Annotated in this window: 15 protein-coding genes; 9 read left to right on the forward strand and 6 right to left on the reverse strand. The window is 64.9% G+C overall.

Annotated elements, in window-relative coordinates; all coding sequences use genetic code 11:
- Positions 1 to 224 precede the first annotated feature (224 nt).
- The 9 genes from FJ471_RS13145 to FJ471_RS13190 all read left to right on the forward strand — a co-directional run bounded on the left by FJ471_RS13145 (position 225) and on the right by FJ471_RS13190 (position 8,471).
- A complete protein-coding gene (locus FJ471_RS13145) occupies positions 225 to 1,052 on the forward strand; it encodes an AraC family transcriptional regulator (RefSeq protein ID WP_140803618.1) in 828 nt (275 codons plus the stop codon).
- A 103-nt stretch (positions 1,053 to 1,155) separates the two neighbouring features.
- Positions 1,156 to 1,599 carry an SRPBCC family protein gene (locus FJ471_RS13150; RefSeq protein WP_140803620.1) on the forward strand — a complete coding sequence of 148 codons (444 nt, stop codon included), beginning with the start codon at positions 1,156 to 1,158 and terminating at the stop codon, positions 1,597 to 1,599.
- Between the two features lie 12 nt (positions 1,600 to 1,611).
- Positions 1,612 to 2,406: an FAD binding domain-containing protein gene (locus FJ471_RS13155; protein ID WP_140803622.1), complete on the forward strand. Its 795-nt coding sequence runs from the start codon at positions 1,612 to 1,614 to the stop codon at positions 2,404 to 2,406.
- A gap of 58 nt (positions 2,407 to 2,464) precedes the next feature.
- Positions 2,465 to 2,947, forward strand: coding sequence for a (2Fe-2S)-binding protein (locus FJ471_RS13160; RefSeq protein WP_140803624.1), 483 nt, complete (start codon positions 2,465 to 2,467; stop codon positions 2,945 to 2,947).
- Positions 2,948 to 2,958: 11 nt separating this feature from the next.
- Entirely contained in the window at positions 2,959 to 4,326 is a 1,368-nt protein-coding gene (locus FJ471_RS35565; protein WP_140803626.1) for a xanthine dehydrogenase family protein molybdopterin-binding subunit, read from the forward strand.
- Position 4,327: 1 nt separating this feature from the next.
- Entirely contained in the window at positions 4,328 to 5,332 is a 1,005-nt protein-coding gene (locus FJ471_RS35570) for a molybdopterin cofactor-binding domain-containing protein (RefSeq protein ID WP_073985327.1), read from the forward strand.
- 7 nt (positions 5,333 to 5,339) lie between these two features.
- Positions 5,340 to 6,221 carry a MoxR family ATPase gene (locus tag FJ471_RS13175; RefSeq protein ID WP_140803628.1) on the forward strand — a complete coding sequence of 294 codons (882 nt, stop codon included), beginning with the start codon at positions 5,340 to 5,342 and terminating at the stop codon, positions 6,219 to 6,221.
- Between the two features lie 226 nt (positions 6,222 to 6,447).
- Positions 6,448 to 7,584, forward strand: coding sequence for a VWA domain-containing protein (locus FJ471_RS13185; RefSeq protein ID WP_140803630.1), 1,137 nt, complete (start codon positions 6,448 to 6,450; stop codon positions 7,582 to 7,584).
- Complete coding sequence (locus FJ471_RS13190; protein WP_181179366.1) at positions 7,584 to 8,471, forward strand: amidohydrolase; 888 nt, start codon at positions 7,584 to 7,586, stop codon at positions 8,469 to 8,471. Before FJ471_RS13185 ends, FJ471_RS13190 begins: the two co-directional genes overlap by 1 nt.
- A gap of 54 nt (positions 8,472 to 8,525) precedes the next feature.
- Here FJ471_RS13190 and FJ471_RS13195 read toward each other — a convergent pair whose 3' ends face one another.
- The 6 genes from FJ471_RS13195 to FJ471_RS13220 form a co-directional block, all read right to left on the reverse strand.
- Entirely contained in the window at positions 8,526 to 9,791 is a 1,266-nt protein-coding gene (locus FJ471_RS13195) for an ABC transporter substrate-binding protein (protein ID WP_140803634.1), read from the reverse strand.
- Positions 9,792 to 9,831: 40 nt separating this feature from the next.
- Positions 9,832 to 10,662, reverse strand: coding sequence for a carbohydrate ABC transporter permease (locus tag FJ471_RS13200; RefSeq protein ID WP_140803636.1), 831 nt, complete (start codon positions 10,660 to 10,662; stop codon positions 9,832 to 9,834).
- The gene (locus FJ471_RS13205) at positions 10,659 to 11,579 is read right to left on the reverse strand and encodes a sugar ABC transporter permease (RefSeq protein ID WP_140803638.1); all 921 of its coding nucleotides are present in this window, start codon (positions 11,577 to 11,579) and stop codon (positions 10,659 to 10,661) included. The genes FJ471_RS13200 and FJ471_RS13205 overlap by 4 nt, the downstream gene beginning before the upstream one ends.
- Positions 11,572 to 12,729 carry an ABC transporter ATP-binding protein gene (locus FJ471_RS13210; protein ID WP_140803640.1) on the reverse strand — a complete coding sequence of 386 codons (1,158 nt, stop codon included), beginning with the start codon at positions 12,727 to 12,729 and terminating at the stop codon, positions 11,572 to 11,574. The genes FJ471_RS13205 and FJ471_RS13210 overlap by 8 nt, the downstream gene beginning before the upstream one ends.
- Positions 12,729 to 13,562: a metallophosphoesterase gene (locus FJ471_RS13215; protein WP_140803642.1), complete on the reverse strand. Its 834-nt coding sequence runs from the start codon at positions 13,560 to 13,562 to the stop codon at positions 12,729 to 12,731. Before FJ471_RS13215 ends, FJ471_RS13210 begins: the two co-directional genes overlap by 1 nt.
- 208 nt (positions 13,563 to 13,770) lie before the next feature.
- Positions 13,771 to 14,178 carry a carboxymuconolactone decarboxylase family protein gene (locus tag FJ471_RS13220; RefSeq protein ID WP_140803644.1) on the reverse strand — a complete coding sequence of 136 codons (408 nt, stop codon included), beginning with the start codon at positions 14,176 to 14,178 and terminating at the stop codon, positions 13,771 to 13,773.
- Between the last annotated feature and the right edge of the window lie 184 nt (positions 14,179 to 14,362).

The raw sequence follows: 14,362 nt of genomic DNA on the forward strand, positions 1-14,362 counted from the left end.
GCGTCTCACTCCGCTGGAACACCCCTCATCCGTCGCCTTCGGCGACACCTTCTTCCACAGGGGGGAGAAGGGAATGCCGCCCCTATCGCTCAGTCTGAAAATCCATCCAGGTGGTTTGAACGCAAAGTCCGCCGCCCCCGCCTGCCTTGACGCGGCCGCACCCCGGCAGCACTATCCCCCGGCAGGCGAAGGGAGGCCAGTCGCCTGCGGGAGGAACGATACCCATGACGGACGCGATCAGGCTCTATTGGGGCCGGTTCGGACATGTTTCCGTGCTGAATGTCGCCAACGACTTCGTCACCCATGCCCATGGCGAGGCGCATCTCATCATCTGGCTGGAAGGCACGGCAGGCGAAATGACCATTGGCCGCGAGACGGTGCGGCTCGGACCGGGCACCGCGGCCGGCATCAACTCGTTCCAGCCGCACAGCCACGCCCTTTCCCGCGACGGCAGGCCCGGCCTGTTCCTCGCCTTCTACATCGATCCCGACTGGGCGCGCCAGCGCCGCGACCTCCCCTCCTCGGCGCCGCTGTTCACGCAAGCCGCGATCACACTGGAGCCCTGGCTGCACCAGGCGGCGGCGAACCTGCTCGATCACCTGACCGACAATGAGAGCATCGACGACGTCGCCAATTACGAGATCGAGCGTTTCATCGACTCAGTGCTCGACGCGGCCGATGCCTCGTCGCCGCAGGCCGCACGCGCGCGCATCAACACGATGCTCGATTTCCGCGTCCGCAAGGCGATCCAGTTGATGAAGGCCAATGTCTGCGAGCGCATCTCCTTCGACGACGTCGCCCGCTCGGTCGGGCTGTCCCGGCCGCATTTCTTCGCGCTGTTCAAGGAACAGACCAACCTGACGCCGAACGTCTACTGGAACACGCTGCGCATGGAGGAAGCCGTGCGCCAGCTGCAGTGGTCGCAGGAGCCGTTGATCTCGGTCGCCTGCAATCTCGGCTTCACCACCCAGGGCAATTTCTCGCGCTTCTTCCGCGACCATGTCGGCGTGCCGCCGACGCTCTACAGGGAAGCCGCTCGGGCGACAGCCTGAGGCGCGTTTTTCCGACTGGTTGATACGCGCTCAAGACGCATTGATAAGCGCCGGCCCATCGCCCGCCCTAGCCTGCTCCCGATCTTTGTAAGGGAACCAGTCTATGGCGAAAGTCACCATTTCCAGCGTCATCGACGCGCCGGTCGAGCAGGTCTGGGCGCGCATCCGCGACTTCAACGGCCTGCCGGGCTGGCATCCGCGCATGGTGGAGAGCGAGATCGAGGACGGCAAGGCCGCCACCACGATCGGCTGCGTGCGCAACTTCAAACTGGTCAGCGGCGCAAGGCTGCGCGAGAAGCTGCTGGACTTCTCCGACGAGAACTTCCTGGTCAGCTATTCGATCCTCGAGACACCGCAGCCGCTCACCAACCACAAGGCGACACTGCAATTGCGGCGCGTCACCGACGGCAACCGCACCTATGCCGAATGGACGGCAAGCTTCGACGCGGCACCGGAGGAGGCCGACAAGCTGGCCGAGGGCATGGGCGCCAATGTCTTCCAGGGCGGCTTCAACGCCCTGAAGACCCATTTCGCCGGCCAGAGCTGACGGGAGCCCGCCATGTCGCTTGCGCTGCGGACTTTTTCGAGCATGAAAGACGCCAACGCCGCGCTGCAGGTGTCGGGCACCCGCTATCTTGGCGGCGGTACGCTTGTCGTTCGCGCGGCCAATGAAGGCGACGTTGCCGTCTCCAGCCTTGTCCGCGTCGACGATCCCGGCCTTTCGCAGATCGCGGTTTCCGGCGGCAAGGTCCGGCTCGGCGCTTCCGTCACCATGGCGGCGGTTGCCCGCCACCCCGAGCTTGCCGCGCTTGCACCGGCCGCGCGCGCTGTCGGCGGGCCGGCGATCCGCAACATGGCGACCGTCGGCGGCAATCTGTTCGCGCCGGCCCCCTATGGCGATTTCGCGGTGGCGCTGCTGGCGTTGGACGCAACGGTCGTCACCGAAGGCGGCGAAATGCCGATCGAGACTTTCCTGGCCGGCCGCGACACCAGCCGCGTCATCGTCACCGCCGTCGGCTTTTCATTGCCGAGGGCTGAGAGCTTCCGTTTCCTGAAAGTGTCGCGCGTCAAGCCGAAGGGGGTGTCGGTGCTGAGCATCGCCGCGCTTCTGGAACTCGCGCCGGACGGCACGGTGACCTCGGCGCGGATTGCATTGGGCTGCATGGCCGATCGGCCGATACGCGCCAAGGCGGCGGAGAAGGCGCTGCTCGGCTGCAAGCTCACGCAGCAGGAAATCGCGCCGGCGCTAGCCGCCGCGGGCGAAGGCATAGCACCGATCACCGACCCGGTCGCCAGCGCCTGGTATCGCGCCGAGGTCCTGCCGGTCCATCTCGGGCGGTTGCTGCTGAACTGAAATCCATCGGGGACGTGCGTCTGTCCGGCAGATCCGGCAGGCGCGCAAGGGAGGAAGAATGGCGAAGGTCCCGGTTCAATTCACGCTCAACGGCTCGGAGAAAGCCGAGTTCGTCGAAAGTGGCACGACGCTGCTCGCCGCGCTGCGCGACAAGATCGGCGACACCTCGCCGAAAGGCGGCTGCCACCAAGGCACCTGCGGCGCTTGCTCGGTCATCATCGATGGCGAACTGAGGCTTTCCTGCCTGACGCTGGCCGAAACCTGCGGCGGCGCCGACATCAAGACGACCGCCGGCCTTGCCGAAGGCGGCGTGCTGCACCCGCTGCAGCGCGCCTTCCTCGATGCCTTCGCCACGCAATGCGGCTTCTGCACGCCGGGCATGATCATGGCGGCAAAAGTGCTGCTCGACCGCACGCCGAACCCGAGCCGCGAGGATGTCGTCGAAGCGCTGTCCGGCAACATCTGCCGCTGCACCGGCTACGAGCCGATCATCCAGGCGGTGCTGCTTGCGGCGCGCGCCAATTCGCAGAACGCCGCCTGAGGGAACGAGCCATGGAACTGCGCAAGGACTATTTCGCCGATGTCCGCAAGGACGGCCTGCACGAGATCGGCCAGGCCCGCCCGCGGCTTGACTCGCCTGGACATGTCACCGGCAAGACCGCCTATTTCGCCGACCGCAACTTCCCCGGCATGCTGCATCTGAAGATGGTGCGCAGCCCGCACCATCATGCCCGCATCCGCTCGATCGACACGTCCGAGGCGGAAAGGCATCCGGGCGTCGTGAAGGTGCTGACCGCCAAGGACGTGCCGCACAACGTCTACACCATCCTGATCCTGATCCAGGTCGGGCCGGAGGACGAAACCGTGCTTGCCGACGGCAAGGTGCGCTGGAAAGGCGAGGCCGTGGTCGCGGTGCTGGCCGAGAGCGAGCGCGCGGCGCAGGAGGCGGCCGCCAAGGTCAAGGTCGACTACGAGGTGCTGCCAGCCGTCTTCGACATGGAGGAAGCGCTGAAGCCCGGCGCGCCTTTGGTCAACGAATATCACGGCCAGAACTACTACCTCTATGACAGCGGCGAGTGCCGCAAGGTGCGCTTCGGCGATGTCGAGGCAGGCTTTGCCGGGGCCGACCACATCCTCGAACAGTCCTATCAGTCCTCGCCGATCGAGCATGCGCCGACCGAGACCACCGGCTGCGTGGTGGCGCCCGAGGGCAATGACCGCTTCACCTGCTACACCAATACGCAGGCGATGTTCTTCACCCTCGACAACACATCGATCATCCTGCAGATGCCAGGCTCGAAGCTGCATTTCGTCGGCGGTACGGTCGGCGGCGGCTTCGGCGGCAAGGTCGACGTCATCGTCGAGCCGATCGCCATCCTCGGCGCCAAGCTAACCGGACGCCCGGTCTGTTTTATCTACAGCCGCGAGGAGGAGATGCAGATCTCCTCGCCGCGCGCGGCCGAGAAGGTCGTGATCAAGGACGGCGTCATGAAGGACGGCCGTATCGTCGCCCGCAAGGTGACCGGCTACACCGATGCCGGCGCCTATTCCCGCCACTCGCCCTATGGCGCGCAGAAAGGCGCCGCGCATTATCCCGGGCCCTACACGATCCCGAATGTCTGGATCGACACCTATTGCGTCTACACCAACCGCACCCCTTCGTCGGCCATGCGCGGCTTCGGCGTCACCATCGGCGACTTCGCGCTGGAGGTGCAGATGGACAAGCTGGCGCGGCTGATCGGCATGGACCCGCTCGAGTTCCGCTTCATCAACGCCTATCGCGACGGCGACATGAAGGCGCATCGCCAGCCGACCGAGGGGGCGGCGCTCATCGAATGCATGCAGGAGGCCTCGCGCGCCGCCGACTGGCCGGTGGCCGAAAAATACATGGCAATGTCCTCCTACAGGAAGGGAGCCTGAGATGGCGATCCGGCGTGGACGCGGCGTCGCCGCGATCAACTATCCGACCGGCATGAACCTCGGCGGCGACCCGACCCAGGCGCTGGTCCATTCGACGCCGACCGGCAATTTCATGGTGACGCTCTCCAGCGTCGATCTCGGCCAGGGCATGAAGCAGATCATGGCGCAGATCTGCGCCGAGACCATCGGCGTGCCGACCGACCGCGTCATCATCGACACGGCCGACACCGATACCGGTCCGCACTGCATGGGCACCTTCGCCTCGCGCGGCACGCACCGCGCCGGCAATGCCGTCATCCAGGCGGCCAAGGAAGCCCGCCAGGTGATGCTGGAAGTGGCCGCCGAGGAATTGGAGGTCAACGCCTCCGACCTCGAGACCGACGGCCAGGGCAACATCCAGGTGAAGGGCGCGCCGCAGAAATCGATCTCGATCTTCGATGTCGCGCTGTCGGCGCATTTCAAGCGCGGCCGCTCGATTTCGGGCCGCGGCATGTTCCTGATCCCGCGATCCTACCCGGAGAAGGAGACCGGCGCGATGAAGCCCTCCACGTGCTACGCCCATGCCTGCACGGTGGCCGAGGTCGAAGTCGACGACGAGACCGGCGAGGTGACGGTGCTCACCGTCAAGAACGTCTTCGAGATCGGCCGCGCGCTCAACCCGAAGATGGTCGAGCAGCAGCTGGTCGGCGGCTCCTGGATGGGCATCAGCCACGCGCTCTACGAGACGACCGAGCCCTATTATCCGAACCGCGACCATGGCGGCACCGACTTCAACCAGTATCTGATGCCGGGCCCAGGCGACCTCGCCGAGACCGAAATCATCGTGCTGGAGCGCCCGTCCGCCGACGGTCCGTTCGGCGCCAAGGGACCGGGCGAGATGTGCGCCAACCCGCAGATTCCGGCCGTCGCCAATGCCGTGTTCGACGCGGTCGGCGTCCGCATCGACACGCTGCCGATCACGCCCGAGCGCATCCTGCGCGCGCTGAAGGCGCAGGCGGCGGGCTGAGGGCAAGATGACCAGCGCCGACGCCGTTGAAGTCGCGGCTTCGCCGGAGGCGATAGCCGAGCGCCTTGCCGCTTCGCGCTATCTGGCCGACGACAGCCTGGCCACCGCGATCTTCCTCGCGATCCGCCTGGGCAAGCCGCTGCTGCTCGAAGGCGCGCCGGGCGTCGGCAAGACCGAGGCCGCGAAGGCAGTCGCCGAACTGCTCGGCCGCGAGCTGGTGCGCCTGCAATGCTATGAAGGCATCGATACCGGGCACGCGCTCTACGAGTGGAACTACCAGCGCCAATTGCTCGCCATCCGTCATGCCGGCGAGCACGAGATCGACATCTATGACGACCGCTTCCTGATCGCGCGGCCGCTGCTGCAGGTCTTGCGGGCGCCCGAGCAACGCGTGCTGCTGGTCGACGAGATCGACCGCTCCGACCATGAATTCGAAGCGCTGCTGCTGGAATTCCTCTCCGATTTCCAGATCAGCATCCCCGAACGCGGCACGATCCGCGCGGCAAAGCAGCCGATCGTCATCCTGACCTCGAACCGCACCCGCGAGTTGGCCGAGGCGCTACGCCGGCGCTGCGTCTATCACTGGATCGGCTACCCCGATGCAGAGCGCGAGGCCGAGATCATCATGTTGCGCTCCGGTGATGTCGCCGAGGCGACGGCGCGCGCGGTGGCGAATGCGGTGCAGGAGATCCGCGCGCGGTCCCTGGCCAAACCGCCGGGTATCGCCGAAGCGGTCGAATGGGCCAACGCCGCAACCATTCTCGAAAAAGGCGGCAGCCCGTGGCCGCAAGCCTTCCGCCGCGCCATCGGCGTGCTGATCAAGGACGAGGAGGATTTGTCGGCGATCGCACCGGAGTTGGGGAGGATTGTCGAGGAGGCGTTGGGGTGACGAGCAATCGTAACGAGCTCGCGCGATACCCCAAGGCTAATGCGCAACGCTGGCGGGACAGCACCCCCCTCTGTCCTGCTGGACATCTCCCCCGCAAGGGGGGAGATCAGACGTCACGCGGGCTTTCGCCAATCTTCAACGTCGCAGGATCGAGCGAGGCGTCGAAACTGCCAATCTCCCCCCTTGCGGGGGAGATGTCCGGCAGGACAGAGAGGGGTGCGAAGGAATGAGACCTGGCGAAAGCTTGCCTCATCCCGCCGCGCCCTTCCTAGGCTTCGCCCGCCTGCTGCGCCATCACGCCTTCGCCATTGCCCCCGAACAGGTGACCAGCTTCATGCAAGCGATCACCCTGCTCGGCCCGCGCTCCATGAACGACATCCGCGAAGCGGCCCTTGCAACCCTGGCGCCCTCGCCCGATCGTCGCGGCGAATTCGAAGCGCATTTCCGAGCCTATTTCTACGGCGACGCCAAGCCCGCGATCGAGGGCGAAGAGGACGACGAGACCCGCGTCAAGGACGATCGCGGCACGCGCGAGGAAGAAAAACAGACCATCCGCCAGGAGAAAGGCGGCGAGCTGTCCTCGGCGCTCGAGCAACTGAGCAGCCGCGATTTCCAGCGCGACGCCAATGGCCTCGGCCAGTTCCGCCGAAAACTCTCTGCCGCCCTGCCCGCGCGCCGTTCCTTCCGCACCGCGCGCACCCGCTCGCGCGGCACGCTCGACCTTCGCCGATCGCTCAGCGAAATCGTCAGCGCCGATGGCGACATCCCCTCGCCGCTGCTGCGCCGCCGCCAGGCCGTGCCGCGCAAGCTGCTCTTGCTGATCGACGTTTCCGGCTCGATGAAGCTGCACACCGCCGATTACCTCAAGCTGGCGCACGCGGCCGTGCAAGGTGCCGATAGCGCCGAAGTCTTTACCTTCAGCACGCGCCTCACCCGCGTCACCTCGGCGCTGCGCATCCGCGACCGCGGGCAGGCGCTCGCCCGCGCCGCGGCGCTCGTCGACGATTGGGACGGCGGCACCCGGATGGGGCCGACCCTGCTCGCCTTCCTGTCGGTGCCACGCTTTTCCGCCTTCGCGCGCGGCGCCTGCGTCGTGATCCTGTCCGATGGCCTGGAGCGTGGCGACCATTCCGACCTGGAAACCGCCATGCGGCGGTTCAGCGCCCGCGCTTTCCGGCTGTCGCTGGCGACGCCGCTGGCCGGCGATCCGCGCTTCCAGCCGGCGACGGCGGCGCTGCGCGCCATCCTGCCGCTGCTCGACGACCTGGTCGACGGCTCGTCGGTCGGAAGCCTGACCGATTTCATCCTCTCGCTCGCCCGCCCCGCCCCGGCGGCCGAGACCATCTGGAAAAGGGTATCGTGATGCAGAAGGCCATCGACGCGCATTTCCACATCTGGCGCCAGAAGGACCAGCCCTGGCTGGTCGGACCGATGGTGCCGCGCATCTTCGGCCCCTACGAGCCGATCCGCCGCGACTATCCGATCACCGAGTTCCTCGAGGACCAGAAGGGCTCGGGTGTCGAGAAAGCCGTCTATGTCCAGACCAACTGGGCCAAGGAGGATTTCGAGAAAGAGGTCGCCTTCCTGCAGAAAACGGCCGACGAAACCGGCTGGCCGCACGCCATTGTCGGCTATGCCGACATGACCGTCGACGACGTCCGGCCGCAGATCGACAGGCTGATGAAATACAAGCTGCTGCGCGGTGTGCGCATGCAGCTCCACTGGCACGAGACGCCCGCCTTCCGCTTCGCCACATCGGCCGACCAGGTGATCGATCCCAAGGTCCGCGTCAATGTCGCCCGGCTGAAGGATTACGGCCTCACCTTCGACCTGCAGCTTTTCCCGACGCAGATGAAGGACGGGCTGACGCTGGTCGGCGAAAACCCTGAGACGAATTTCATCCTCACCCATGCCGGCATGCTGACCGGCATGGAGCCGGAAACCACCGAAGCGTGGAAGGCGGGGCTCCGCACGCTTTCGGCAGCGCCCAATTTCTACGCCAAGCTCTCGGGGCTCGGCACTTTCGTGCACGGCAACGACCCCGAACTCATCGCCTACATCGTCGACAACGCCATCGAGATCCTCGGCAGCGACCGGCTGATGTTCGGCTCGAACTTCCCGATCGAGAAGCTGTGGACCAGCCACGCCGAGCTGATCAAGGCACACCGCGCCGCGGTCGCCAGGTACGGCGCCAAAGCAGAGGCAAACATCTTCTGGAACACGGCCGACAAGGTTTACCGGCCAGTGTAAGTGCTTCGGAAAGCCGCCGCGCCGGGCAGGCGCGACGACTTCCGGAGCAAGCCTTTACTGCGTCGGCAGCATGCCTTCGACGTCGCTCGCGGCGTCGGCGAGTGCTTCCTTCGGCGTCGCCGACTGGTCGACGATGCGCGACAGGTTGTCGACGATGGTCTGCGTCACCTTGACTCCGTTGGTGCCGGGGAAAGCATACCACGGAACCATCAGCGGCATCTGGCTGAGGCCAGCCTGGAACAGCGGGTTCTTCTTGTAGAAATCGCCGAGATAGTCGGAAGATTTCGCGGCCAGCTCGTTGTTCGGCACATAGCCGGTTCCAGGCACCACCACCGATGCGCCATACGGGCCGGCGGCGAACTTGGCGAACTTCCAGGCAGCTTCCTGCTTCGCGGCGTCCTTGGTCAGGATGACGACCGCATTGCCGCCGGTCGGCAGACGGCCGTTGACCGGATCGATCAGCGGGATCTTGGCCGTGCGCAACGTGAACTTGTCGCCGACATTCTTGATCGTGTTGACCAGCGCGCCGGTGGTCTGGAATTCGAAGCCGACCTTGCCGGCGGCGAAAGCCTGCTCGCCCGCCGGCTTGGTGAACACCGGCATGCCGCCTTCCTTCACCATCCGCTCGATGAGCTCGACGGCCTTCTCGCCTTCCGGACCGTTGAAGGCGACCTTGCTCTCGTCGCCGTTCAGCATCTTGCCGCCGGCGCCGAACAAGAGCGCCGAGAACATCCAGTCGTCGCCCTGCCAGCGGAAGTCGATGCCGTCGACGCCGTTGCCGAGCGCCTTGATCTTGCCGCCGAGCGCGATCACTTCGTCCCAGGTCTTGGGCGGATTGTCCGGATCGCCGCCGGCCGCCTTCACCAGGTCGGCGTTGTAATACATGATCGGGTTGGAGGTGGCGAAGGCCAGGCCGATCTGCTTGCCGTTCACCTGCGCGAGCTTGAGGATCGTGTCGGAGAAGCCCTGCTCGGCCATGTTGCCGTCCTTCTTGACCAGCGGCCCGAGGTCGACGGCGACGTCTCGCTCGTTGAGCATGCGCAGGCGGTTGAGGCCGATGAAGGTGATGTCGGGCATCTCGTCGGTGCCGGCCTGGCGCAGGATGGTCTGGATACCTTCCTCATAGGTTGCCGACGGGCTGGCGAACTGGATCTTGATATCGGGATTTTCTTCCATGAACTTCTTCGAGATCGTGTCCATCACGTTCTTGAAGAAACCGGGCATCGGATAGTGGACCGTCAGAGTCGTTTCGGCACTTGCCGGTAGTGCGAAGGTCAGCGAGACCGCCGCCGCGGCGAAAATCCTCGATATATGCTTCATTGCTCGTGCTCCTTGTTGGCCCAGTTGGTTGTTGGCGAATTCAGCCTTTGAGACCTGTCATGGTGATGCCTTCGACGAAGCGCTTCTGCGCGAGCAGGAAGGCGGCGACGAGAGGAAGGGTGATGATCAGCGTGGCAGCCATCAGCGCGCCGTAGTCGTCGCCCGCCTCCGCGGCCCGGAAATACATCAGGCCGAGCGGCGGCGTGGCGTAGGCCTGCTTGCTGATAACGATCAGCGGCCAGTAGAGATCGTTCCAGTGCGCGACGACGGAAAAGATCGCGAATGCGGTGACGGCCGGCCAGGCATTGGGAACGATGACGCGCGCGACGATGCCGAGCTCCGACATCCCGTCGAGCCGGGCGGCATGGATGAGGTCGTCGGGCATGGCGCGGAAGAACTGCAGGAACATGAAGATCGCGAACACCGAGATCGTGAATGGCGCGACCAGGGCGGTGTAGCTGTTGAGCAGCGACACGCGGTCGAACGCGACATAGAGCGGCAGCGCCGTTGCATGGATGGGAACCAGCAGGCCGAGCATGACCAACACCATCATCATCCGTGCCGCCCGGAACTTCAGCTTGGCCATCGCGTAGGCGCAGGGGATCGCCACCGCGACCTGGAAGAAGAAGATCAGCCCGCACACGACGACGCCGTTCCACAGCAGCGTTGCCATCGGCACCTTGTCCAGCGCCTTGGCGAAATTCTCGGCGAAGTAGAAATGCTGCGGAATGAGCGAAAGCGCCGCGGTGAAGATGTCGCTCTGCGTCTTTCCGGCGGTCGAGATCATGAAGATATAGGGCGCCAGAATCGTCAGTGCGCCGAGCGAAAGCAGCGCAAAGCGGACGATGCGACCGACTGGGATACCCGTCATGTGTAGTGCACCCGCCGGTCAAGGACGCGGTACTGCAGGAACATCAGCACCACGAGGATCGCCAGGAAGACTACCGTCATTGCCGACGCATAGCCGACCCGCATATAGACGAAGCCTTCCTGGTAGATGGTGAAGAGCAGCACTTCCGACGCCTTGTTCGGGCCGCCGTCCGTCAGCATCTTCACGGTCTCGAAAACCTTCACCGCATTGGTGATGCTGATCGTGACGACGAACAGCGTCGTCGGTCCGAGCATCGGCCATGTGACGAGGAAGAACCGGTCGAGCGCCGATTTCGCGCCGTCGACTTCAGCCGCGGCATAGAGCTCGCGCGGAATTGCCGTCAGGCCGGCCAGGAACAGCACCATGTTGAAGCCGACCGACTGCCACACGCCGATGATCGACAGGCTGTAGAGGACCGTGTTCGAGGCGCCGAGCCAGTTCGGGCCGGGAATGCCGGCAAGCGAAAGCAGCGCGTTGAGCGGCCCGATGGTCGGGTGGAAGATGTACTGCCAGACGGTTGCCATGGCGACGATCAGCGAGGCCACCGGCAGGAAGTAGACGGTGCGGAAGAAGGCCCGCGCGCGCAATTCGCCCTCGATCAAAAGCGCGACGCCCAAGCCCAGCGCAATCGAGACCGGAGCGACCATCGCCGTGTAGAGGGTCGTGTTCCACAGCGATTTGCGGAAGGTGCGGTCACTGAAAAGATGCGCGTAGTTCTCGAAGCCGACGATCCGGAATTTGCCATAGCCGAGCTCGAAATCGGTGAAGCCGAGAAAGATGACGGCAATCACCGGCAACAGCACGAACAGGAACAACAGCACGATCGCCGGCAGCGCCAGCAGCCAGGCCGTCCGGTCCTCGCTGCGCCGATGGAGGGCGGCGGCCGAGATGCTGCCCGCCGTCGTGACGCTAGACATAGGCCGGCTCCTGCCGCGCTCCTGCTGCCGCGGCCGTACGCAGCCGCCGTCCTTCCGGCCCAAACACCATCGCCTGTTCGGATGGCAGAAGGATACCCACGGGCATTCCCGCGATCAGGTCCCTAGCCTCATGCGGCGCGAGCTTGGCGACGATGGCGTCGCCGCTTGCTTGAAGCCGGCAATGGGCGATGACTTCCGACCCGAGGAATTCGAGCCGCTCGATACGCCCGGCAAGGCCGCTGCGCCCATCAGGCGCCAGTTTCACGAATTCGGGCCGGATGCCGAGGCTGACCGGGCCGCTCGCCACTTTCTCCATCAAGGCAAGCCGGATGCCCTCGAAACCAGCACGGCCGTTTTCAGTCTGCGCCGGGATGATGTTGATCCTTGGCTGACCGACGAACCGCGCGACCTCGATATGGGCGGGGTCGTTGTAGATGGTTTCGGGCGCGGCAAGCTGAAGCAGATGGCCGCCGATCATGACGGCCACACGGTCGGCCATGGATAGCGCCTCGGCCTGGTCATGCGTCACATAGAGCGTCGGCACGCCCGCGCGCCGGTGCAGTTCGACGATCTCGCCGCGCGCATGGACGCGCAGATTGGCGTCCAGGTTGGAAAGCGGCTCGTCCATGAGGAAGATGCTGGGGTGGCGCACCATCGCGCGCGCCAGCGCCACGCGCTGCCTTTGCCCACCCGACATCTGCCCAGGCTTGCGGTCGAGCAGGTGGTCGATCTTGAGCAGAGCTGACATCTCGCGCACGTCGCGCGCGATGCCGGCGCGTGTCTCCCTTTGGCCGGGCAGCAAGGAGCCGATCAGCGGCAGGCGCTGCGCGCGGCTCAGCCGCTTCATGGCTAGCGGAACGGCGATGTTCTGGCCGGCCGTCAGATGCGGATAGAGCGCGTAGGACTGGAATACCATGGCGACGTTACGGTCGGCCGCGGCGACGTTCGACATATCCTTGCCGCCAACCAGGATCTCGCCGGCATCGGCATGGTCGAGCCCGGCAAGGATGCGCAGCAACGTGCTCTTGCCGCAGCCCGAAGGGCCCACCAGGGCGATGAACTCGCCGGGCTCGGCATCGAGGCTGACGCCTTTCAGCACGGCGTTGCCGGCAAAGGCCTTGCTCAGGCCGCGAAGCGATAGCGCGCCCATCACCCGGCCTTCCTGCGGACCTTGTGGGCCTCGTGCGGATAGACCTCCTCGACCACATCGTCGAGAACGTGAGTCGCCATGCCGGGAATCGCGACGATCTCGCTGGCGACCGTGTCATCCAACTCGTGCACGACGGCGCCGATCAGCTGCTCGCCCGGCATCTTGCGTTCCATGGTGTCGACGATGAAGGCGGCGGACGGCCCCCAGACCAGCGAGGTATGGGCGTATTTGCCCTTCCACGCCCAATGCAGATGGCCGCTTGCATGCAGGGCCACGTCGTGGGCGGCGATCAGATCATAGAGGCGCCGGCGTTGCGTCGGACGGATGCTCCAATAGCCGGTGTCGCCTTCATCCGGATCGTCGACAAAGAGTGGCTTGTGGGCAAACATCGCGACGCGACGACCGCCGCGGCTTTCCAGCGTCTCCCGCAGCCATTCGAACTGGGCTTCTTCCGTCGCATCGTTGAAGCCCATCACCTGGCTGTCGAGGCCGATCAGCCGCCAGTTTCCCGCATCCTCGAACCAGTAGTCAGGCCCGGCCAAGCGGCGCCAGCGTTCCAGCCGCACGGCATCGACCGGCTGCAGCGAACCCGGCAGGTGACCGACATCGTGGTTGCCGGGCACCAGCAGCATGGGTTTCGATATCTCCCGCATCAGCCCCATGCAGAAGGTGATGTCGTCATCCTTGTCGGCGCCGTCGACGGTCAGATCGCCGGTGTGGATGACGAGATCGGCGCCGCTTTGCTCGATCCAGGCGGCCAAAGGCTCCCAATTGCCGTTGAAATGCGGCTTGCTTGGGCTGAAATGGGTATCTGTGATCTGGACGATTTTCATGACGGCTCCGCCGCGAGAGCCGCGCCGGAAACCACGGGCGAACGACTTCGCGTGCGGCTTCCTTAGTGCCGTTACATGTCACTTCCTTAACAGCGCCGGGCAAAATTCTCGATCACGGGCACAAGCCTGTGAAATGCGAAAATGAACGTCGCCGGTCGATATTTTTTTGCTGGCGGCGACACGGAAAACGCCGCGCCGCGCACCCGACTCACTTCACCTCGAATTGCGGATCGAGCCGGATCTGCATGGCGGTGACGAGGTGATTGGTCTGGCCCGCCAAGCCGATGATCGACACCAACTCGCCATGCTGTGCGTCGGTCATGCCCTTGGCCCGCGCGGCGGCCGTATGCGAATGGATGCAGTAGGAACAGCCATTGGCGGTGGAGACGGCGATGTAGATCATCTCCTTGGTCAGCGGGTCGATGGCGCTGTCGGCAACCATCACCGCCTTGAGCTGCTCCCATACCCGCTTCAGCGACGCCGGATCATTGGCCAGCCCGCGCCAGAAATTGTTGACGAAGTCGGATTTCCGCGTCGCGCGGATATCGTCGAACACGGCCTTCACCGCCGGGATCTTTTCAACCTCGGCATCGCTGAGCAGTTTTGTGGTGGCCATGGCATTTCCCTTCGTTGAATCGATGGACTAGGTCGTTGAATCCAGTGTCTCGCATAGACGGCTAAACGGTTTGTCCGATTCAGTTTTAGCTCGAAACAACACACTGCCGCAGAGGTTGGCCGAAGCAACATCGTCATGTATGGACGGAGCAGGAGCGAAGCGACGCGCGCAGACTCGAGGATCC

The sequence above is a fragment of the Mesorhizobium sp. B2-7-1 genome (genome assembly GCF_006440735.1).
Lineage (GTDB): Bacteria > Pseudomonadota > Alphaproteobacteria > Rhizobiales > Rhizobiaceae > Mesorhizobium.

Bases quoted from the DNA above. Each gene is read 5' to 3' on its own strand.
- FJ471_RS13145 (WP_140803618.1), top strand. From the start codon at position 225: ATGACGGACGCGATCAGGCTCTATTGGGGCCGGTTCGGACATGTTTCC.
- FJ471_RS13150 (WP_140803620.1), top strand. From the start codon at position 1,156: ATGGCGAAAGTCACCATTTCCAGCGTCATCGACGCGCCGGTCGAGCAG.
- FJ471_RS13155 (WP_140803622.1), top strand. From the start codon at position 1,612: ATGTCGCTTGCGCTGCGGACTTTTTCGAGCATGAAAGACGCCAACGCC.
- FJ471_RS13160 (WP_140803624.1), top strand. From the start codon at position 2,465: ATGGCGAAGGTCCCGGTTCAATTCACGCTCAACGGCTCGGAGAAAGCC.
- FJ471_RS35565 (WP_140803626.1), top strand. From the start codon at position 2,959: ATGGAACTGCGCAAGGACTATTTCGCCGATGTCCGCAAGGACGGCCTG.
- FJ471_RS35570 (WP_073985327.1), top strand. From the start codon at position 4,328: ATGGCGATCCGGCGTGGACGCGGCGTCGCCGCGATCAACTATCCGACC.
- FJ471_RS13175 (WP_140803628.1), top strand. From the start codon at position 5,340: ATGACCAGCGCCGACGCCGTTGAAGTCGCGGCTTCGCCGGAGGCGATA.
- FJ471_RS13185 (WP_140803630.1), top strand. From the start codon at position 6,448: ATGAGACCTGGCGAAAGCTTGCCTCATCCCGCCGCGCCCTTCCTAGGC.
- FJ471_RS13190 (WP_181179366.1), top strand. From the start codon at position 7,584: ATGCAGAAGGCCATCGACGCGCATTTCCACATCTGGCGCCAGAAGGAC.
- FJ471_RS13195 (WP_140803634.1), bottom strand. From the start codon at position 9,791: ATGAAGCATATATCGAGGATTTTCGCCGCGGCGGCGGTCTCGCTGACC.
- FJ471_RS13200 (WP_140803636.1), bottom strand. From the start codon at position 10,662: ATGACGGGTATCCCAGTCGGTCGCATCGTCCGCTTTGCGCTGCTTTCG.
- FJ471_RS13205 (WP_140803638.1), bottom strand. From the start codon at position 11,579: ATGTCTAGCGTCACGACGGCGGGCAGCATCTCGGCCGCCGCCCTCCAT.
- FJ471_RS13210 (WP_140803640.1), bottom strand. From the start codon at position 12,729: ATGGGCGCGCTATCGCTTCGCGGCCTGAGCAAGGCCTTTGCCGGCAAC.
- FJ471_RS13215 (WP_140803642.1), bottom strand. From the start codon at position 13,562: ATGAAAATCGTCCAGATCACAGATACCCATTTCAGCCCAAGCAAGCCG.
- FJ471_RS13220 (WP_140803644.1), bottom strand. From the start codon at position 14,178: ATGGCCACCACAAAACTGCTCAGCGATGCCGAGGTTGAAAAGATCCCG.